Genomic DNA, 16,011 nt, shown 5'->3' on the forward strand with positions numbered 1-16,011 from the left:
GACGGGAAAGTGCGGACTTACCGTATGTTTCCGGCATCGTGCTCCATGCTGGTCCACCCGCGTGCGACGTCGTCAGCGGCTGTGCTGCGAGTCCGCCACCGTCACCTCGACGCGCTGGAACTCCTTGAGCTCGCTGTAGCCCGTCGTGGCCATCGCCCGGCGCAGCGCGCCGAAGAAGTTCATCGAACCGTCGGGGCTGTGCGACGGGCCGGTGAGGACCTCCTCGGTCGTGCCGACGATGCCGAGGTCCACCAGCTTGCCGCGCGGCACGTCCTCGTGGACGGCCTCCATGCCCCAGTGGTGCCCCTTGCCCGGCGCGTCGGTCGCGCGGGCCAGCGGGGAGCCGATCATCACCGCGTCGGCTCCGCAGGCGATCGCCTTCGGCAGGTCGCCGGACCAGCCGACGCCGCCGTCGGCGATGACGTGGACGTAACGGCCGCCGGACTCGTCCATGTAGTCGCGGCGGGCAGCGGCGACGTCGGCGACGGCGGTCGCCATCGGCACCTGGATGCCCAGCACGTTGCGGGTGGTGTGCGCGGCGCCGCCGCCGAAGCCGACCAGCACGCCCGCGGCGCCGGTGCGCATCAGGTGCAGGGCCGCGGTGTAGGTGGCGCAGCCGCCCACGATGACCGGCACGTCGAGCTCGTAGATGAACTGCTTGAGGTTCAGCGGCTCGGCGGCGCCGGAGACGTGCTCGGCGGAGACGGTCGTGCCGCGGATGACGAAGATGTCGACGCCCGCGTCGACGACGGCCTTCGAGAACTGCGCGGTGCGCTGCGGCGAGAGCGCGGCGGCGGTGACGACACCGGAGTCGCGCACCTCCTTGATGCGCTGCCCGATCAGCTCCTCCTTGATGGGAGCCGCGTAGATCTCCTGGAGCCGGCGGGTGGCGCTCGACTCCTCCATCTCGGCGATCTCGTCGAGCAGCGGCTGCGGGTCCTCGTAGCGGGTCCACAGGCCCTCGAGGTTGAGCACGCCGAGGCCGCCCATCTCGCCGATGCGGATGGCGGTCTGCGGGGAGACCACGGAGTCCATCGGAGCGGCCAGGAACGGCAGCTCGAAGCGGTAGGCGTCGATCTGCCAGGCGATCGAGACCTCCTTCGGGTCCCGCGTGCGCCGGCTCGGTACGACGGCGATGTCATCGAACGCGTACGCCCGGCGGCCGCGCTTGCCGCGCCCGATCTCGATCTCAGTCACGATGTGTGGCCTTTCCCTCTACGTCTGCGGTCCCAGTATCCCCGACACACACGGGAGGGGCGGCCCCAGAACCCCTGGGGCCGCCCCTCACCGAGCCTGCGCCTACTTCCTGCTGTAGTTCGGCGCCTCGACCGTCATCTGGATGTCGTGCGGGTGGCTCTCCTTGAGGCCCGCCGAGGTGATGCGCACGAAGCGGCCCTTGCTCTCCATCTCGTCGACGGAGGCCGCTCCGACGTAGCCCATCGTCTGGCGGAGGCCGCCCACCAGCTGGTGCAGCACGGCCGAGAGCGGACCGCGGTAGGGCACCTGGCCCTCGATGCCCTCGGGGACGAGCTTGTCGTCGGATGCCACCTCGGCCTGGAAGTAGCGGTCCTTGGAGTACGAACGGCCCTGGCCGCGGGACTGCATCGCACCGAGCGAGCCCATGCCGCGGTACGACTTGAACTGCTTGCCGTTGATGAAGAGCAGCTCGCCGGGGGACTCCTCGCAGCCCGCGAGGAGGCTGCCCAGCATCACCGTGTCGGCACCGGCGGCGAGTGCCTTGCCGATGTCTCCGGAGTACTGCAGACCGCCGTCGCCGATCACCGGGACGCCCGCCTCGCGGCATGCCAGCGCGGCCTCGTAGATTGCGGTGACCTGCGGGACACCGATGCCGGCGACCACACGGGTCGTGCAGATGGAGCCGGGTCCGACGCCGACCTTGACACCGTCCACGCCGGCGTCGATCAGGGCCTGGGCACCGTCCCGCGTCGCCACGTTGCCGCCGATGACATCGACGCCCACGCTGGACTTGATCTTGGCCATCCAGTTGAGGGCGTTGCTGTTGTGCCCGTGCGAGGTGTCGACGATCAGGAAGTCGACGCCCGCACCGGCCAGGGCCTGGGCCCGCTCCAGCGCCTCCGGGCTCGCACCGACGGCGGCGCCGACGAGCAGGCGGCCCTCGGCGTCCTTCGCCGCGTTCGGGTACTGCTCGGCCTTGACGAAGTCCTTGACTGTGATGAGGCCCTTGAGGATCCCCGCGTCGTCGACCAGCGGAAGCTTCTCGATCTTGTGACGGCGCAGCAGCTCCATGGCGTCCACGCCGGAGATGCCGACCTTGCCCGTGACCAGCGGCATCGGGGTCATGACCTCGCGCACCTGGCGTGTGCGGACCGTCTCGAAGGCCATGTCACGGTTGGTGACGATGCCGAGCAGCTTGCCGGCGGCGTCGGTCACGGGCACACCGCTGATCCGGAACTTGGCGCACAGGGCGTCGGCCTCGGCGAGCGTGGCGTCGGGGTGCACCGTGATCGGGTCCGTGACCATGCCGGACTCGGAACGCTTGACCAGGTCGACCTGATTGACCTGGTCCTCGATGGACAGATTGCGATGCAGCACGCCCACGCCGCCCTGGCGCGCCATCGCGATCGCCATGCGGGACTCGGTGACCTTGTCCATCGCCGCCGAGAGCAGCGGGATGTTCACCCGTACGTTCCTGGAAACGCGGGACGAGGTGTCGACCGCGTTCGGAAGCACTTCCGACGCACCCGGCAGCAGCAGCACATCGTCGTAGGTCAGCCCGAGTGTCGCGAATTTCTCGGGCACTCCGTCGACGTTGGTCATGACACCTTCCCCAAATGGCCTTGATCCCTGCGGATGTCCATGCTAACGGCCCGAGCAGCCGTCTCATTCCACGATCAAGATCGATAAGCAGCTTTGTACGTTCGCACGATGGTCATACGTACGCGCCCGGGAACCGGTTCACTGCTCGGCCAGCGCCCGCAGCCTGCTGAGAGCGCGGTGCTGTGCGACGCGCACCGCTCCCGGCGACATCCCCAGCATCTGACCGGTCTCCTCAGCCGTGAGCCCGACGGCGACCCTGAGCACCAGCAGTTCCCGCTGGTTCTCCGGCAGATTGGCGAGCAGCTTCTTGGCCCACTCCGCGTCGTCGCTGAGCAGCGCACGCTCCTCCGGGCCGAGCGAGTCGTCCGGCCGCTCGGGCATCTCGTCCGACGGCACGGCCGTCGATCCGGGATGGCGCATGGCCGCCCGCTGCAGATCGGCGACCTTGTGGGAGGCGATCGCGAACACGAATGCTTCGAAGGGCCGGCCGGTGTCCTTGTAGCGCGGCAGCGCCATCAGCACCGCGACACAGACCTCCTGGGCGAGGTCCTCGACGAAGTGACGTGCGTCGCCCGGCAGCCGGTTCAGCCGCGAGCGGCAGAAACGCAGTGCGAGCGGATGGACGTGTGCCAGCAGGTCGTGCGTCGCCTGCTCGTCGCCGTCGACGGCACGGTGAACAAGCGCACCGATGGCACCCTGGGCGGTCACCGCCTCGTCGTCGCGCATCGGTCCATGGTGCCCTGGCCGCCGGTCGCCCGTGGCACCGCGTCCCGTGTTGTGCACCGAAGCGTTATGAGCAGGTGCGCCGGAACTCATCTCCTGCGCCCTCCCCTCCCGCTCGACCGACTTGTCCCCGAGGAACTCCACACCTCAAGGATGCGGCATCGCGCGGGAAACGGATGCCCTCGGGCATCCGTCACCCCCGTGCCGCTTCATTCTCACCGCGTTCAGCGGACCAGACCCCAGCGGAATCCGAGCGCCACCGCATGCGCCCGGTCCGACGCGCCGAGCTTCTTGAACAGCCGCCTGGCGTGGGTTTTCACCGTGTCCTCGGAGAGGAAGAGCTCCCGGCCGATCTCCGCGTTGGACCGGCCGTGGCTCATCCCTTCGAGGACCTGGATCTCACGCGCGGTGAGCGTCGGCGCGGCGCCCATCTCCGCCGAGCGGAGCCTGCGCGGCGCGAGCCGCCAGGTGGGGTCGGCGAGCGCCTGTGTGACGGTCGCGCGCAGCTCGGCGCGCGAGGCGTCCTTGTGCAGATAGCCCCGGGCACCCGCGGCGACCGCAAGGGCGACGCCGTCGAGGTCCTCGGCGACGGTCAACATGATGATCCGGGCGCCGGGGTCGGCGGAGAGCAGCCGGCGCACCGTCTCGACGCCGCCCAGGCCGGGCATGCGTACGTCCATCAGAATCAGATCCGAACGATCCGCACCCCAGCGGCGGAGGACTTCCTCGCCGTTGGCCGCGGTCGTCACGCGCTCGACACCGGGCACGGTCGCGACCGCGCGGCGGAGCGCCTCTCGGGCAAGCGGGGAGTCGTCGCAGACGAGGACGGATGTCATGACTGACCTCCGTGGCTCTCGCAGCTTTTGCGCGTCACCTTGAGCCTCCAGGCTGGGTACGTTTCTTCACCTGTGCGGTTGAACGCTGTCGGACATGTGCCCGAGAGCTTGTTCTTTCAACCGCCTCCGCCCTCTCAACGACGGTCACTCGAAAGAGTTACGGGTCGGACGGAGCTCTTCAGCACGCTGCGTGAGGGGCCGGTCAGGTCTGCGTGATCACCCGTCTGGCGGAGCGCAGGCGGCCCACGGGGACGGCGTGAAGGTTTCGCGGATCGCCGCAGGGCACCTGGGCCCTTCACGAGCAGACCCTGCCCCATTCAGCGGCTTTTCTTCCCTTTTTCCAGTGTCTGTGGCTAGATTCGCAATGAGTCATATTTACATCTACTTACACAGCAGATGTACGGTCGTTGGCACGGAGCGTGGTGCCGGATCCGGCGCTCGTCCGGTCGGCGCCCCGCCCGTTTCCGACCTGGTCCTGTATCCACCCACCACGGTTTCAAGGGGATATGCGCCATGGCAGATTTCTCTCGCCTTCCCGGACCCAACGCCGATCTGTGGGACTGGCAGCTCCTCGCGGCATGCCGTGGGGTCGACAGCTCGCTCTTCTTCCACCCGGAAGGCGAACGAGGCGCGGCACGCAGTGCGCGTGAGAACTCGGCGAAGGAGGTCTGCATGAGGTGCCCGGTACGGGCGGAGTGCGCGGCGCACGCACTGGCCGTGCGAGAGCCCTACGGCGTCTGGGGCGGGCTGACGGAGGACGAGCGCGAGGAGCTCATGGGGCGGGCACGTCATCGGCTGATCCCGGCCACCAGCGCCGGCGGCGCGGTGGGGAACTGACCCGCGCACCGAGACCACTCACGGAAGAAACGTTCCTGCGCTGCCCCTTGCCCCCTCCTGCCCGGCGGACCCCATGATGCGTACTGCTTCTGATGCGTACTGCTTCGGCCCCCGGTCCCTACGGCCGGGGGCCTTTGACGGTCACGGCCGCACACGCCCCGCGCCGCCGGGAGGCCGGCCAGGCGCCGCCCCCTGTCAGCGGGCAGCCGCGCGGGACAGTTCGGTCAGCGTCGCCGCGACCGCCGGGACGTGCGCCAGGTCGGGAAGCGTGAGCGCCACGATCTCACGGTGGACGGCCGGCTCCACCGCCACCGCACGAGCCCCCTTGGGCAGCACCGACTCCAGTGCCAGCTCGGGCAGCACGGCCACGCCGAGGCCCGCACCGACCAGGCCGACCACTGCCGGGTAGTCGTCGGTCGCGAAGTCGATGCGCGGGCTGAAGCCCGCCTTCTCGCAGACGTCCACGAGTTGCCGTCGGCAGCGCGGGCAGCCCGCGATCCACGACTCCTCCGCCAGGTCGGCGATCGCGACGGCGTCCGACGCGGCAAGTCGATGACCCTCGGGGACCAGGCCCACGAGCCGGTCGGTGAGCAGGGGCCGGACGTCCAGGTCGTCCCATTCCGCCTCGGCGCCGGGTGCGCCGTAGCGGAACGCAAGCGCCACGTCGCAGTCACCCTCCCGCAGCATCTCGACCGAGCGCGGCGGCTCGGCGTCGACCAGGGAGACGCGGGTGCCCGGGTGTGCGGCGCGCAGCGCCGCCAGGGCGGTCGGCACCAGCGTGGAACTGCCGCTGGGGAAGGACACCAGGCGGACCCGCCCGGCCCTCAGCCCCGCGATGGCCGCGACCTCCTCCTCGGCCGCCGTCAGCCCGGCGAGAATGCCGGACGCGTGCCGTACGAGCACCTCGCCGGCCTGGGTCAGGCGCATCTCACGGCCGGTACGGACGAGCAGCGGCGTGCCCGCGGAGCTCTCGAGCGCCTTCATCTGCTGGCTGACGGCCGGCTGGGTGCAGCCGAGTTCGCGGGCGGCCGCGGAGAACGAGCCGGTGGCGGCGACGGCGCGCAGGACGCGGAGGTGGCGGGCTTCGATCACGGCGCCCAGCATAAGGGACACTTGGGGGCGACGGCGATTATTGAGTGGTCTCTTTGAGGGGGCTCGGTTAGCGTTCCTGGCATGAAGGTTCTGACCGTGAACGTGGGGCGGCCCCGGGCCGTCGAGTACACCGATGCGCGGAGCGGCACGACCGGGATCGACAAGCGTCCGGTCGACGGGCCCGTCCAGGTCACCGATCCCGGCCCCAAGGGCGAGGGCGGGAGCGGACTGTCCGGTGACGCGGTCTGCGACCTGCGCCACCACGGCGGGACGGACCAGGCCGTCTACGCCTTCGCCCGCGAGGATCTCGATGCCTGGGAGCGGGAGTTGGGCCGCCCGCTCGCCAACGGCACGTTCGGGGAGAACCTCACGACGAGCGGAGTCGACGTCACCGGCGCGAAGGTCGGTGAGCGCTGGCGCATCGGGGATTCGCTGGTGCTCGAGGTGACCTGCGGCCGCATTCCGTGCCGGGTGTTCGCGGGCTGGCTCGGCGAGAAGGGCTGGGTCAGACGCTTCACGCGGAACGGAGCCTCCGGCGCTTATCTGCGGGTGATCGAGCCGGGCGAGATCCGCGCGGGCGACCTGGTGGAGGTCGTGCACCGGCCGGACCACGAGGTCACGGTGGGGATGGCGTTCCGGGCCGAGACGACCGAGCGCGCGCTGCTGCCGCAGGTGCTGGCCGCCGGCGAGGCGCTCCACGCCGAACTGCTGAAGAACGCCCGCGCGTACGTGGCCAAGTACGGGCCTGCCGAGCCCGAGGTGGCCGGCGAACCCGGGGCGGCATGAGGGAAGCCCCCGAGACGCCCGGGCTGCCGGATCAGGGGCGCCTGGGGGCCGCCCCCGATGCCGCCGGGTACGGCGGCCGATGACGCTGAGGGCATGTCTCGCCTCAAGCGCGCCCTCGTCGCTCTCGCCGCCCTCGCCGTCGCTTTTGTCCTCACTCTCGGCGGCGGGGCGCTCTGGCTCTACTCGGACGCCGAAGTGTCCACTGCCGGTGCCGTGTTCACCCGGGAACTGGCCGTGCCGCCGCTCGCCGAATCGAGGGTGGACAGCGACGGCACGCGCGTCTTCGACCTGACGATGCAGGCAGGCGAGACGGAGTTCAGGACCGGCATGAAGACGCCCACCTGGGGCTTCAACGGCGACCACCTGGGTCCGACACTGCGTGCGAAGCGGGGCGAGAAGGTCGGGGTGCGTATCAGGAACACCCTGGGCGAGGAGTCCACGGTCCACTGGCACGGCATGCATCTGCCCGCACGGATGGACGGCGGGCCGCACCAGATGGTGGCGCCCGGCGGGACGTGGACCCCCCGGTGGACGGTCGACCAGCCGGCCGCGACCCTCTGGTACCACCCGCATCCGCACGGCAGCACGGAAAAGCACGTGCAACGGGGCCTGGCCGGGATGTTCCTCCTGGACGACGCGACATCGGCGCGGCTCCCCCTGCCGAAGAAGTACGGCGTCGACGACCTGCCCGTCGTGGTGCAGGACGTGCGGTTCGACGGCGAGAAGTTCGACCACGGGCACCGCTTCATGGCCAACTCCGGCTTCCTGGGCGACCGGACGATGGTCAACGGCACGCTCGATCCGTACAAGGAGGTCGGCGACGAGCTGGTGCGGCTGCGCCTTCTCAACGCCTCCACCGCACGCGTCTACCACTTCGGGTTCTCCGACGACCGGCGGTTCTCGCTCGTCGGCACGGACGGCGGACTGCTGGAGAAGGCGGTCGCCATGGACCGTGTCCAGCTGTCTCCCGGCGAGCGCGCCGAGATCGTGGTGCGGATGGAGCCGGGTGAGCGAACCGTGCTGCGCAGCCACCCGCAGAAGAACTACGGCGACTTCTGGCAGACCCGTTTCAACGGCGGCGACGACACCTTCGACGTACTTGAACTGCGGGCCGCGAAGTCGCTCCGCCCCTCGCCGCCGGTCCCGGCGACGCTCGGCGAACTCGAGCTCCCGGACGGCTCGGACTCGGCGCGAACGCGGTTCTTCGGACTGCGGATGTCCGGGATCAACGGCAGGCCGATGGCCATGGACCGGATCGACGAGACGGTCACCCGCGGCACGGCGGAGACGTGGACCGTACGCAACGAGGACGGTGTGCCGCACAACTTCCATGTTCACGACGTGCAGTTCAGGGTGCTCGCGGTCGACGGCCGCCGACCGCCGCCGGAGCTGCGCGGCGCCAAGGACACCGCCTTCGTGCCCGGCGGCACGACCGTGAAGCTCGCCATGCGGTTCACCGGGCCGGCGGATCCGGACACTCCGTACATGTACCACTGCCATCTGCTCGCCCACGAGGACCGCGGAATGATGGGGCAGTTCGTGGTCGTCGAGAAGGGGCAGCGGGCGGGGACGGTGCGTACGGCGCCCTCACACGCGGGGCATTAACGTGCGCCTATGACGACTGCACTGATCACGGGAGCGACCGCGGGCATCGGCGCCGCCTTCGCACGGCGCCTGGCGGCCGAAGGCCACAACCTCGTACTGGTGGCCCGCGACACCAAGCGGCTGCACGAACAGGCCACCGAGCTGCACGACCGGCACGGCATCGAGGCGGAGGTGCTGACCTCGGACCTGTCCGAGGAGGACGGGATCGCGGCGGTCGAGACGCGGCTCGCCGACCGCACACACCCCGTCGACCTGCTGGTCAACAACGCGGGTTTCGGGAACAAAGGACGCTTCCTGGAAGTCTCCATGGCCGACGAGCTGACGATGCTGAAGGTGCATTGCGAGGCGGTGCTGCGACTGACGTCGGCGGCGGCGGAGTCGATGCGCGAGCGCGGCCGGGGCGGCGTGGTGAACGTGGCGTCGGTCGCCGCGTTCATGCCGCGTGGCACCTACGGGGCGTCGAAGGCCTGGGTCGTGCAGTTCACCCAGGGCGTGGCCCGTGACCTCGCGGGGTCGGGCGTACGCCTGATGGCGCTGTGCCCGGGTTTCGTCCGGACCGAGTTCCACCAGCGGGCCGGGATGGGCACGGACAACATCCCGGGCTGGATGTGGCTGGACGCCGACAAGCTGGTGGCGTCGGCGCTGGCGGACCTGGCGAAGGGGAAGTCCCTGTCCATCCCCGATCCGCGGTACAAGGCGCTGATGGGCGTGGTCAAGCTGGCCCCGCGCGGCCTGCTCGGGGGCGTCAGCTCGCGAGCAGGCCGCAAGTACGGTCCGCAGTAGGCCGACCGCAGGTACTGTCCGCAGCAGGCCGAACGCGAGCACGGTCCGCAGGAGAGGGAGTTCCCGATGCACCAGGCCACTGACCGTCGCCCCTCGCTGCTGCTCGCGATGGGCCCAGGCGTCGCCGACCGGCTCCTCACCGACCGCCATCGCGCGCGTGTCGCCGCGCTCTTCAATACCGACCCGCGGCTGATCGCCCACGACCTGGCCGCCCCGCGGGCGGAGGTGGCTGCCGCGCTCGCCGGGGCAGACGTCCTGCTGACCTGCTGGGGCGCTCCGGAGCTCACCGCAGAGGTCCTGGCGGCCGCACCCCGGCTGCGGGCCGTGGTCCACGCCGCCGGATCCGTCAAGCACCACATCACGCAGGCCTGCTGGGACCGCGGCATCTCCGTGACCTCGGTGGCGGCAGCCAACGCCCTGCCCGTCGCGGAGTTCACCCTCGGCGCCGTGCTCTTCGCGGGCAAACGCGTGCTGCCCACGGCCCGGCGGTACGCACAGCTGCGCGCCGAACACGACTGGCACACGGAGTTCGACGGCGCGGGCAACTACCACCGTACGGTCGGGGTGATCGGCGCCTCCCGCATCGGCAGGCGTGTGATCGAGCTGCTGCGCCCGTTCGACCTGCGGGTCCTGCTCCACGACCCGTATGTGGACGACGCGGAGGCGGCCGCGCTCAGTGTCGAACGTACCGGTCTCGACGACCTCTGCGCACGCGCCGACATCGTCACCGTGCACGCTCCAGAGGTACCGGCCACCCGCCATATGATCGGCGCCCGGCAGCTGGCCCTGATGGCCGACGGAGCGACCCTGATCAACACCTCGCGGGGCTCGCTCGTCGACGAGGACGCCCTGCTCCCCGAGCTGGTCGCCGGGCGCCTGGACGCGGTACTGGACGTCACGGAGCCCGAACTGCCGCCCGCCGGATCGCCGCTCTACGACCTGCCGAACGTGCTGCTCACCCCGCACATCGCCGGTTCGCTCGGCGGCGAGCTGCACCGGCTGGCCGACCGGGCGCTGGACGAACTGGAGCGGTTCGCGGCCGGTCTGCCCTTCGCCGATCCCGTGCGGCCGAGAGATCTGGACACATCAGCCTGATCGAGCAAATGCCGCATTTCTCATAAAATGGTGGCGTCCCGTCGACCGCCGGGAGGCGCCATGAAATTCATGCAGATCATCGACTACAAGACCGCGGACTTCGACGGCCTGAACGCCGTGATGGACAAGTGGGTCGAGCAGACCAGGGGCAAGCGGACCACCGGCCACGCAGTAACCGGCAGGGACCGTTCCGCGAGCAACCACTACGTGGACATAGTGGAGTTCGACTCGTACGAGGACGCGATGAAGAACTCCCGTCTCCCGGAGACCGACAGCATGTTCCAGGAGATGGTGTCCCTCTGCGACGGCATGCCCTCCTTCACCGACCTGGACGTCGTCCGTGAGGAGCAGCTGAACGCGGCGACCGCCCGGCGCTTCTTCCATGAGATAGCCGTCGGGGGAAATCTGGACGCCATCGACGAGGTGTTCGCCGCCGACTACATCGACCACGACATCGCCAACGAGCAGGAGAGCGAGACCGGCAGGGACGTCATCCGCCGCGACGTCGCCATGTGGCGCGGCGCCTTCGACTTCACCTTCGAGCTCGACCGCCAAGTGGCGGAGGGCGACGACGTGGTGCTGCTGTGGACCTGGATCGGGAAGCACAAGGGCGAGTTCCAGGGCATTCCGGCCACCGGCGAGCAGTGCGTCATGACCGGGACCACCGTCTTCCGCTTCGACAGCGGGAGGATCAAGGAAGGCTGGTGGCACATGGATCTGATGCGCCTGATGCGACAGCTCGGCGCGATGTGACCCACCCCGGTCCTCCGCTGCGGATGGACACGGGAAAGCCCCCGTTCCCGCGCAGAGCGCGGGAACGGGGGCCTTTCGTGACGCGATGCGTCAGTGGCTGTGGCCGTGACCGTGGCCGTGGCCCGCGTCGGCCTCTTCCTCGGCCGGCTTCTCGACGACCAGGGTCTCGGTCGTGAGCAGCAGGGAGGCGATGGACGCGGCGTTCTCCAGCGCGGAGCGCGTCACCTTGACCGGGTCGATGACGCCTGCCTTGACCAGGTCGCCGTACTCGCCGGTCGCGGCGTTGAAGCCCTGACCGGCCTCGAGCTCGGCCACCTTCGCGGTGATGACGTAGCCCTCGAGACCGGCGTTCTCCGCGATCCAGCGCAGCGGCTCGACGGCGGCGCGGCGGACGACGGCGACACCGGTGGCCTCGTCGCCCTCCTTGCCCAGGTTGCCCTCGAGGACCTTGACGGCGTGGACGAGCGCGGAGCCACCACCGGAGACGATGCCCTCCTCGACCGCGGCGCGGGTCGCGGAGATGGCGTCCTCCAGACGGTGCTTCTTCTCCTTCAGCTCCACCTCGGTGGCGGCGCCGACCTTGATCACGCACACGCCGCCGGCCAGCTTCGCGAGGCGCTCCTGGAGCTTCTCGCGGTCCCAGTCGGAGTCGGTGGTCTCGATCTCGGCCTTGATCTGGTTGACGCGGCCCGTGACGTCCTCGGAGTTGCCGCCACCGTCGACGATCGTGGTGTCGTCCTTGGTGATCGTCACGCGGCGGGCGGTGCCCAGAACGTCCAGACCGGCCTGGTCGAGCTTGAGGCCGACCTCCTCGGCGATGACCGTGGCACCGGTGAGGGTGGCCATGTCGCCGAGCATCGCCTTGCGGCGGTCGCCGAAGCCGGGGGCCTTGACGGCCACCGCGTTGAAGGTGCCGCGGATCTTGTTCACGACGAGGGTGGAGAGGGCCTCGCCCTCGACGTCCTCGGCGATGATCAGCAGCGGCTTGGAGCCACCCGCCTGGATGACCTTCTCCAGCAGCGGCAGCATGTCCTGGATGGAGGAGATCTTGCCCTGGTGGATCAGGATGTACGGGTCGTCGAGGACGGCCTCCATACGCTCCTGGTCGGTCACCATGTACGGGGACAGGTAACCCTTGTCGAAGGCCATGCCCTCGGTGAAGTCGAGCTCCAGACCGAAGGTGTTGGACTCCTCGACGGTGATGACACCGTCCTTGCCGACCTTGTCCATCGCCTCGGCGATGAGCTCGCCGACCTGCTGGTCCTGCGCGGAGAGCGCGGCCACGGCGGCGATGTCGGCCTTGTCCTCGATCGGGCGGGCGGTCGCCAGCAGCTCGTCGGAGACGGCCTTGACGGCGGCGTCGATGCCCTTCTTCAGGGCGGCCGGGGAAGCGCCGGCGGCGACATTGCGCAGGCCCTCGCGGACCAGAGCCTGGGCCAGCACGGTGGCGGTGGTCGTACCGTCACCCGCGATGTCGTTGGTCTTGGTCGCCACCTCCTTCACCAGCTGGGCGCCGAGGTTCTCGTACGGGTCCTCGACCTCGACCTCGCGGGCGATGGTCACACCGTCGTTGGTGATGGTGGGAGCGCCGAACTTCTTGTCGATGACGACGTTGCGGCCGCGCGGGCCGATCGTCACCTTGACCGTGTCGGCAAGCTTGTTGACGCCGCGCTCGAGGGCGCGACGGGCGTCCTCGTCGAACTTCAGGATCTTCGCCATGGGAGCGGTTCAGCCCTCTCGGATTTGTGTTCAAAGAACTGCGCCCCTCGCCGCCCGGCATCAGCGGGGTGGCCAGGGGCGCAGCTCAAGGCAAAACAGGTAAAGCAGGTCTTACTTCTCGACGATCGCGAGCACGTCGCGAGCCGAGAGGACGAGGTACTCCTCGCCGCTGTACTTCACTTCGGTGCCGCCGTACTTGCTGTACAGCACGATGTCGCCGGTCTTCACGTCGAGCGGCAGGCGCTCGCCGTTCTCGAAGCGGCCCGGGCCCACGGCCAGGACGACGCCCTCCTGGGGCTTCTCCTTGGCAGTGTCCGGAATGACCAGGCCAGAGGCCGTGGTCTGCTCGGCGTCGAGCGGCTGGACCACAATGCGGTCCTCGAGCGGCTTGATGGCAACCTTGGAGCTGGCGGTCGTCACGATCCGACCTCCCCCTTCGGAGATCTCACGGGGTTAACTGATCTGAGGTGGCGACCAGGTCGATCCGTCGTCGCGGGTGCCGGACCTGCCCGTCGCTGTGTTGGCACTCTCACTTGGCGAGTGCCAGAGCTGAGACTATGACTGCGATTAGCACTCGGTCAAGCGGAGTGCCAATGTGGCGGCGTCCGGCTCGACGGATCCCGAGACGGAGAACGCCGGGACGGCGCCCACGGTTCCCCACCCCGGGCGCTCCCGGACCGCACTCAGACGTAGTCCTCGAGCTTGGCCACGGCGTAGCCCTTCCTCGTCACGATGTCCACCACCCGCCGGACCATGTCCGGCATGCTGCCCTTCCACTCGTTCTTGCCGCGGAAGTGAGTGAGGATGATGTCGCCGGGATGCAGGTTCCTGTCCCACTCGCGCCACTCCATGTGGTCGGGGAAGGCTTCGGCGGCCCACAGCGGCACCGCCTCGATCCCGCACTTCTTGGCGACGCGCAGCGTGTTCCTGTTGTAGTTCCCGTACGGCGGGCGCAGCAGCCGGGGCCGCTTCCCGTACCGCTTCTCCAGCTTGTCCTGCTGACCGCAGATCTCACGCTTCTGCGCGGAGTACGAAAGACCGGGCAGATAAGGGTGGCTGAGCGTGTGGTTGTGCAGCGCCACCCCTCGGTCCTGCATCTTCTCGAAGTAGCCGTAGTCGTCGTCGATGACGTAGTCGGTGAGGAAGGCGCTGTAGGGGATCTGCAGGTCGGACATCATGCGCAGCAGCTCGGGATCCTTCTCCGCACCGTCGTCGATCGTCAGGAAGACGACCTTCTCCTTCGTCGGCACGGTGGTGAAGACGGGCGGCAGATCGTCCCCGCCCTTCACCTCGAACCCCTTACGGGTGGTGATCTCCGGCTTCTCGGCGGGCGGCAGGGGCGCGGGGAGCGGGGTCCGCTTGAGCCCCCATTTCTTCGCGGCGGCAGCGCGGGCCTTCTGTGCGCGCTTGACCTTCTCGGCGTAGGCGGAGTTCGCGCCGGCGGCGCTGCCCTCTTTCGCGCCCTTCTTCCCGCCCTCCTTCGGCCGTGCCTTTGCGCCTTCCCTGACGCCTTCCTTGGCGCCCTCTTTCGCGCCTTCCTTCTGCGCCTGGGGGCCCCGTGCGGCCTTCTGGCCGGCCGGGGACTCCGTCTGCGACGAGGACGGCGACTTGGCCGGAGCGGCGACCTGCGCCCCCTCGGTGGCACAGCCCGAGCCCACTGCGGCGACGATCAGCGCGGCCAGGGCCGCGCGGACACGATAAGCTCCGAGTTTTCCTTTTTGTCTTACTAGCTGCATGCCGCCGCATCCTGTCAGCGCCCGGCCCGCTCACCGGGCCGACACCGCCACCGTGAGCGCACCATCCCCCAGCTGGCCCACAATGGCCCGGTGAACGACCTCGATCCGCTCGCCGCCTTCTCCGCACTGCGCACCGAGGAGGGCGGAGCGCTGCTGGCCTCGCTGGCCTCCTACGACCCGGCCGACGAACTGGCCGTCGCCACACGGCTGCGCCGCGAGCACCCCGCGGAACTGGTCTCCGCGGCCCTCGGGCAGGCACGCCTGCGCCAGCGTGCGGCGGCGAAGTTCGGCGAGGAGGACGCCCGCCGGATGTTCTTCACCCCGAACGGCGTAGAACAGTCCACCCGCCGCTCGGTCGCCGCCCACCGGGCCGACCGCTTCGCGGCCCTCGGCGTTCGCAGCGTGGCGGACCTGTGCAGCGGCATCGGCGGCGACGCGCTCGCGCTGGCCCGGGCCGGCATCTCCGTTCTGGCGGTGGACCGCGACCCGCTGACGGCGGAAGTCGCACGCGCGAACGCGGAAGTACTCGGCCTCACCGGCCTGATCGAGGTCCGCTGCGCGGACGTCACGGACATCGACACGTCCGCCCACGACGCGGTGTTCGTGGACCCCGCCCGGCGTGGCGGCCGCGGCCGGATCTTCGACCCGGAGGCGTACTCGCCGCCCCTCTCGTGGGCCGTCGGCGCGGCCCGCACCCGCCCCCACGCCGCGCTCAAGATCGCCCCAGGCATCCCGCACGAGGCCGTTCCCGAGGACGCCGAGGCGGAGTGGATCTCGGACGGAGGCGACGTGAAGGAGGCGGTGCTCTGGTTCGGCACGACCCCCTCCACGGTCCGCGCGACCCTCCTCCCGGGCCCGCACACGCTGACCGGCCGCAACCTTCCCGACCCGCCCGTCCGCGCGGTGGGCCGCTACCTGTACGAACCGGACGGCGCGGTGATCCGCGCCCACCTGGTCGCCGAGGTTGCCGAGGACGTGTCCGGCGGCCTTCTCGACGAGACGATCGCGTACATCACCTCCGACGAGCTGCACTCCACCCCGTATGCGACGGCGTACGAGATCACCGACGAACTGCCCTTCAACATGAAGAAGTTGAAGGCCCTGCTGCGCCAGCGCGAGGTCGGCAACCTGACGGTGAAGAAGCGCGGCAGCGCGGTGGAACCGGAAGAGGTCCGCCGCAAGGTGAAGCCCCACGGCCCGAACGCGGCGACGGTCTTCCTGACCCGCGTCGCGGGCGCCCCGACGAT

General features: G+C 69.7%; 15 protein-coding genes. 7 read left to right on the plus strand and 8 right to left on the minus strand.

What is annotated here, in order from left to right:
• Positions 1–72: 72 nt before the first annotated feature.
• The 4 genes from ABZ070_RS26855 to ABZ070_RS26870 form a co-directional block, all read right to left on the minus strand.
• Positions 73–1,197, minus strand: a complete 1,125-nt coding sequence (locus ABZ070_RS26855; protein WP_356637908.1) for a GuaB3 family IMP dehydrogenase-related protein — start codon at positions 1,195–1,197, stop codon at positions 73–75.
• 102 nt (positions 1,198–1,299) lie between these two features.
• Positions 1,300–2,799: an IMP dehydrogenase gene (gene guaB / locus ABZ070_RS26860; RefSeq protein WP_356637909.1), complete on the minus strand. Its 1,500-nt coding sequence runs from the start codon at positions 2,797–2,799 to the stop codon at positions 1,300–1,302.
• Between the two features lie 138 nt (positions 2,800–2,937).
• Positions 2,938–3,525 (minus strand): sigma-70 family RNA polymerase sigma factor, encoded by a 588-nt coding sequence (locus ABZ070_RS26865; protein ID WP_356637910.1) that lies wholly within the window; start codon positions 3,523–3,525, stop codon positions 2,938–2,940.
• A gap of 221 nt (positions 3,526–3,746) precedes the next feature.
• The gene (locus tag ABZ070_RS26870; protein ID WP_003948568.1) at positions 3,747–4,358 is read right to left on the minus strand and encodes a response regulator transcription factor; all 612 of its coding nucleotides are present in this window, start codon (positions 4,356–4,358) and stop codon (positions 3,747–3,749) included.
• Positions 4,359–4,871: 513 nt separating this feature from the next.
• Here ABZ070_RS26870 and ABZ070_RS26875 point away from each other — a divergent pair.
• Positions 4,872–5,195, plus strand: a complete 324-nt coding sequence (locus tag ABZ070_RS26875) for a WhiB family transcriptional regulator (RefSeq protein WP_356637911.1) — start codon at positions 4,872–4,874, stop codon at positions 5,193–5,195.
• A 195-nt stretch (positions 5,196–5,390) separates the two neighbouring features.
• Here the strand turns inward: ABZ070_RS26875 and ABZ070_RS26880 are convergent, their stop codons facing one another.
• Positions 5,391–6,287 (minus strand): LysR family transcriptional regulator, encoded by an 897-nt coding sequence (locus ABZ070_RS26880; protein ID WP_356637912.1) that lies wholly within the window; start codon positions 6,285–6,287, stop codon positions 5,391–5,393.
• Positions 6,288–6,368: 81 nt separating this feature from the next.
• Here ABZ070_RS26880 and ABZ070_RS26885 point away from each other — a divergent pair, with 81 nt between their 5' ends.
• The 5 genes from ABZ070_RS26885 (at position 6,369) to ABZ070_RS26905 (ending at position 11,309) form a co-directional block, all read left to right on the plus strand.
• A complete protein-coding gene (locus tag ABZ070_RS26885) occupies positions 6,369–7,073 on the plus strand; it encodes an MOSC domain-containing protein (protein WP_356637913.1) in 705 nt (234 codons plus the stop codon).
• A 93-nt stretch (positions 7,074–7,166) separates the two neighbouring features.
• Positions 7,167–8,678: a multicopper oxidase domain-containing protein gene (locus ABZ070_RS26890; protein ID WP_356637914.1), complete on the plus strand. Its 1,512-nt coding sequence runs from the start codon at positions 7,167–7,169 to the stop codon at positions 8,676–8,678.
• A gap of 9 nt (positions 8,679–8,687) precedes the next feature.
• Complete coding sequence (locus ABZ070_RS26895; protein WP_356637915.1) at positions 8,688–9,461, plus strand: SDR family oxidoreductase; 774 nt, start codon at positions 8,688–8,690, stop codon at positions 9,459–9,461.
• Positions 9,462–9,527: 66 nt separating this feature from the next.
• Complete coding sequence (locus ABZ070_RS26900; protein WP_356637916.1) at positions 9,528–10,556, plus strand: hydroxyacid dehydrogenase; 1,029 nt, start codon at positions 9,528–9,530, stop codon at positions 10,554–10,556.
• 60 nt (positions 10,557–10,616) lie between these two features.
• Entirely contained in the window at positions 10,617–11,309 is a 693-nt protein-coding gene (locus ABZ070_RS26905) for an ester cyclase (protein WP_356637917.1), read from the plus strand.
• A 90-nt stretch (positions 11,310–11,399) separates the two neighbouring features.
• On the opposite strand, the gene groL is transcribed toward ABZ070_RS26905, so the two are convergent.
• From groL to ABZ070_RS26920, 3 genes are all read right to left on the minus strand, one after another.
• Positions 11,400–13,028 (minus strand): chaperonin GroEL, encoded by a 1,629-nt coding sequence (gene groL / locus ABZ070_RS26910; protein WP_356637918.1) that lies wholly within the window; start codon positions 13,026–13,028, stop codon positions 11,400–11,402.
• Positions 13,029–13,139: 111 nt separating this feature from the next.
• Complete coding sequence (gene groES / locus ABZ070_RS26915) at positions 13,140–13,448, minus strand: co-chaperone GroES (RefSeq protein ID WP_005313390.1); 309 nt, start codon at positions 13,446–13,448, stop codon at positions 13,140–13,142.
• 263 nt (positions 13,449–13,711) lie between these two features.
• Complete coding sequence (locus ABZ070_RS26920; protein ID WP_356637919.1) at positions 13,712–14,764, minus strand: polysaccharide deacetylase family protein; 1,053 nt, start codon at positions 14,762–14,764, stop codon at positions 13,712–13,714.
• A gap of 90 nt (positions 14,765–14,854) precedes the next feature.
• On the opposite strand from ABZ070_RS26920, the gene ABZ070_RS26925 reads away from it, so the two are divergent.
• A partial coding sequence (locus ABZ070_RS26925) for an SAM-dependent methyltransferase (RefSeq protein WP_356637920.1) occupies positions 14,855–16,011 on the plus strand: 1,157 nt, incomplete at its 3' end.

Source organism: Streptomyces sp. NPDC006283 (assembly GCF_040613325.1).
GTDB lineage: Bacteria > Actinomycetota > Actinomycetes > Streptomycetales > Streptomycetaceae > Streptomyces.

Excerpts from the sequence above, each read along its gene's own strand:
- ABZ070_RS26885 (WP_356637913.1), top strand. The coding sequence starts at position 6,369 with ATGAAGGTTCTGACCGTGAACGTGGGGCGGCCCCGGGCCGTCGAGTAC.
- ABZ070_RS26920 (WP_356637919.1), bottom strand. The coding sequence starts at position 14,764 with ATGCAGCTAGTAAGACAAAAAGGAAAACTCGGAGCTTATCGTGTCCGC.
- ABZ070_RS26870 (WP_003948568.1), bottom strand. The coding sequence starts at position 4,358 with ATGACATCCGTCCTCGTCTGCGACGACTCCCCGCTTGCCCGAGAGGCG.
- ABZ070_RS26875 (WP_356637911.1), top strand. The coding sequence starts at position 4,872 with ATGGCAGATTTCTCTCGCCTTCCCGGACCCAACGCCGATCTGTGGGAC.
- ABZ070_RS26905 (WP_356637917.1), top strand. The coding sequence starts at position 10,617 with ATGAAATTCATGCAGATCATCGACTACAAGACCGCGGACTTCGACGGC.
- groL (WP_356637918.1), bottom strand. The coding sequence starts at position 13,028 with ATGGCGAAGATCCTGAAGTTCGACGAGGACGCCCGTCGCGCCCTCGAG.
- ABZ070_RS26890 (WP_356637914.1), top strand. The coding sequence starts at position 7,167 with ATGTCTCGCCTCAAGCGCGCCCTCGTCGCTCTCGCCGCCCTCGCCGTC.
- ABZ070_RS26865 (WP_356637910.1), bottom strand. The coding sequence starts at position 3,525 with ATGCGCGACGACGAGGCGGTGACCGCCCAGGGTGCCATCGGTGCGCTT.
- ABZ070_RS26900 (WP_356637916.1), top strand. The coding sequence starts at position 9,528 with ATGCACCAGGCCACTGACCGTCGCCCCTCGCTGCTGCTCGCGATGGGC.
- ABZ070_RS26895 (WP_356637915.1), top strand. The coding sequence starts at position 8,688 with ATGACGACTGCACTGATCACGGGAGCGACCGCGGGCATCGGCGCCGCC.
- guaB (WP_356637909.1), bottom strand. The coding sequence starts at position 2,799 with ATGACCAACGTCGACGGAGTGCCCGAGAAATTCGCGACACTCGGGCTG.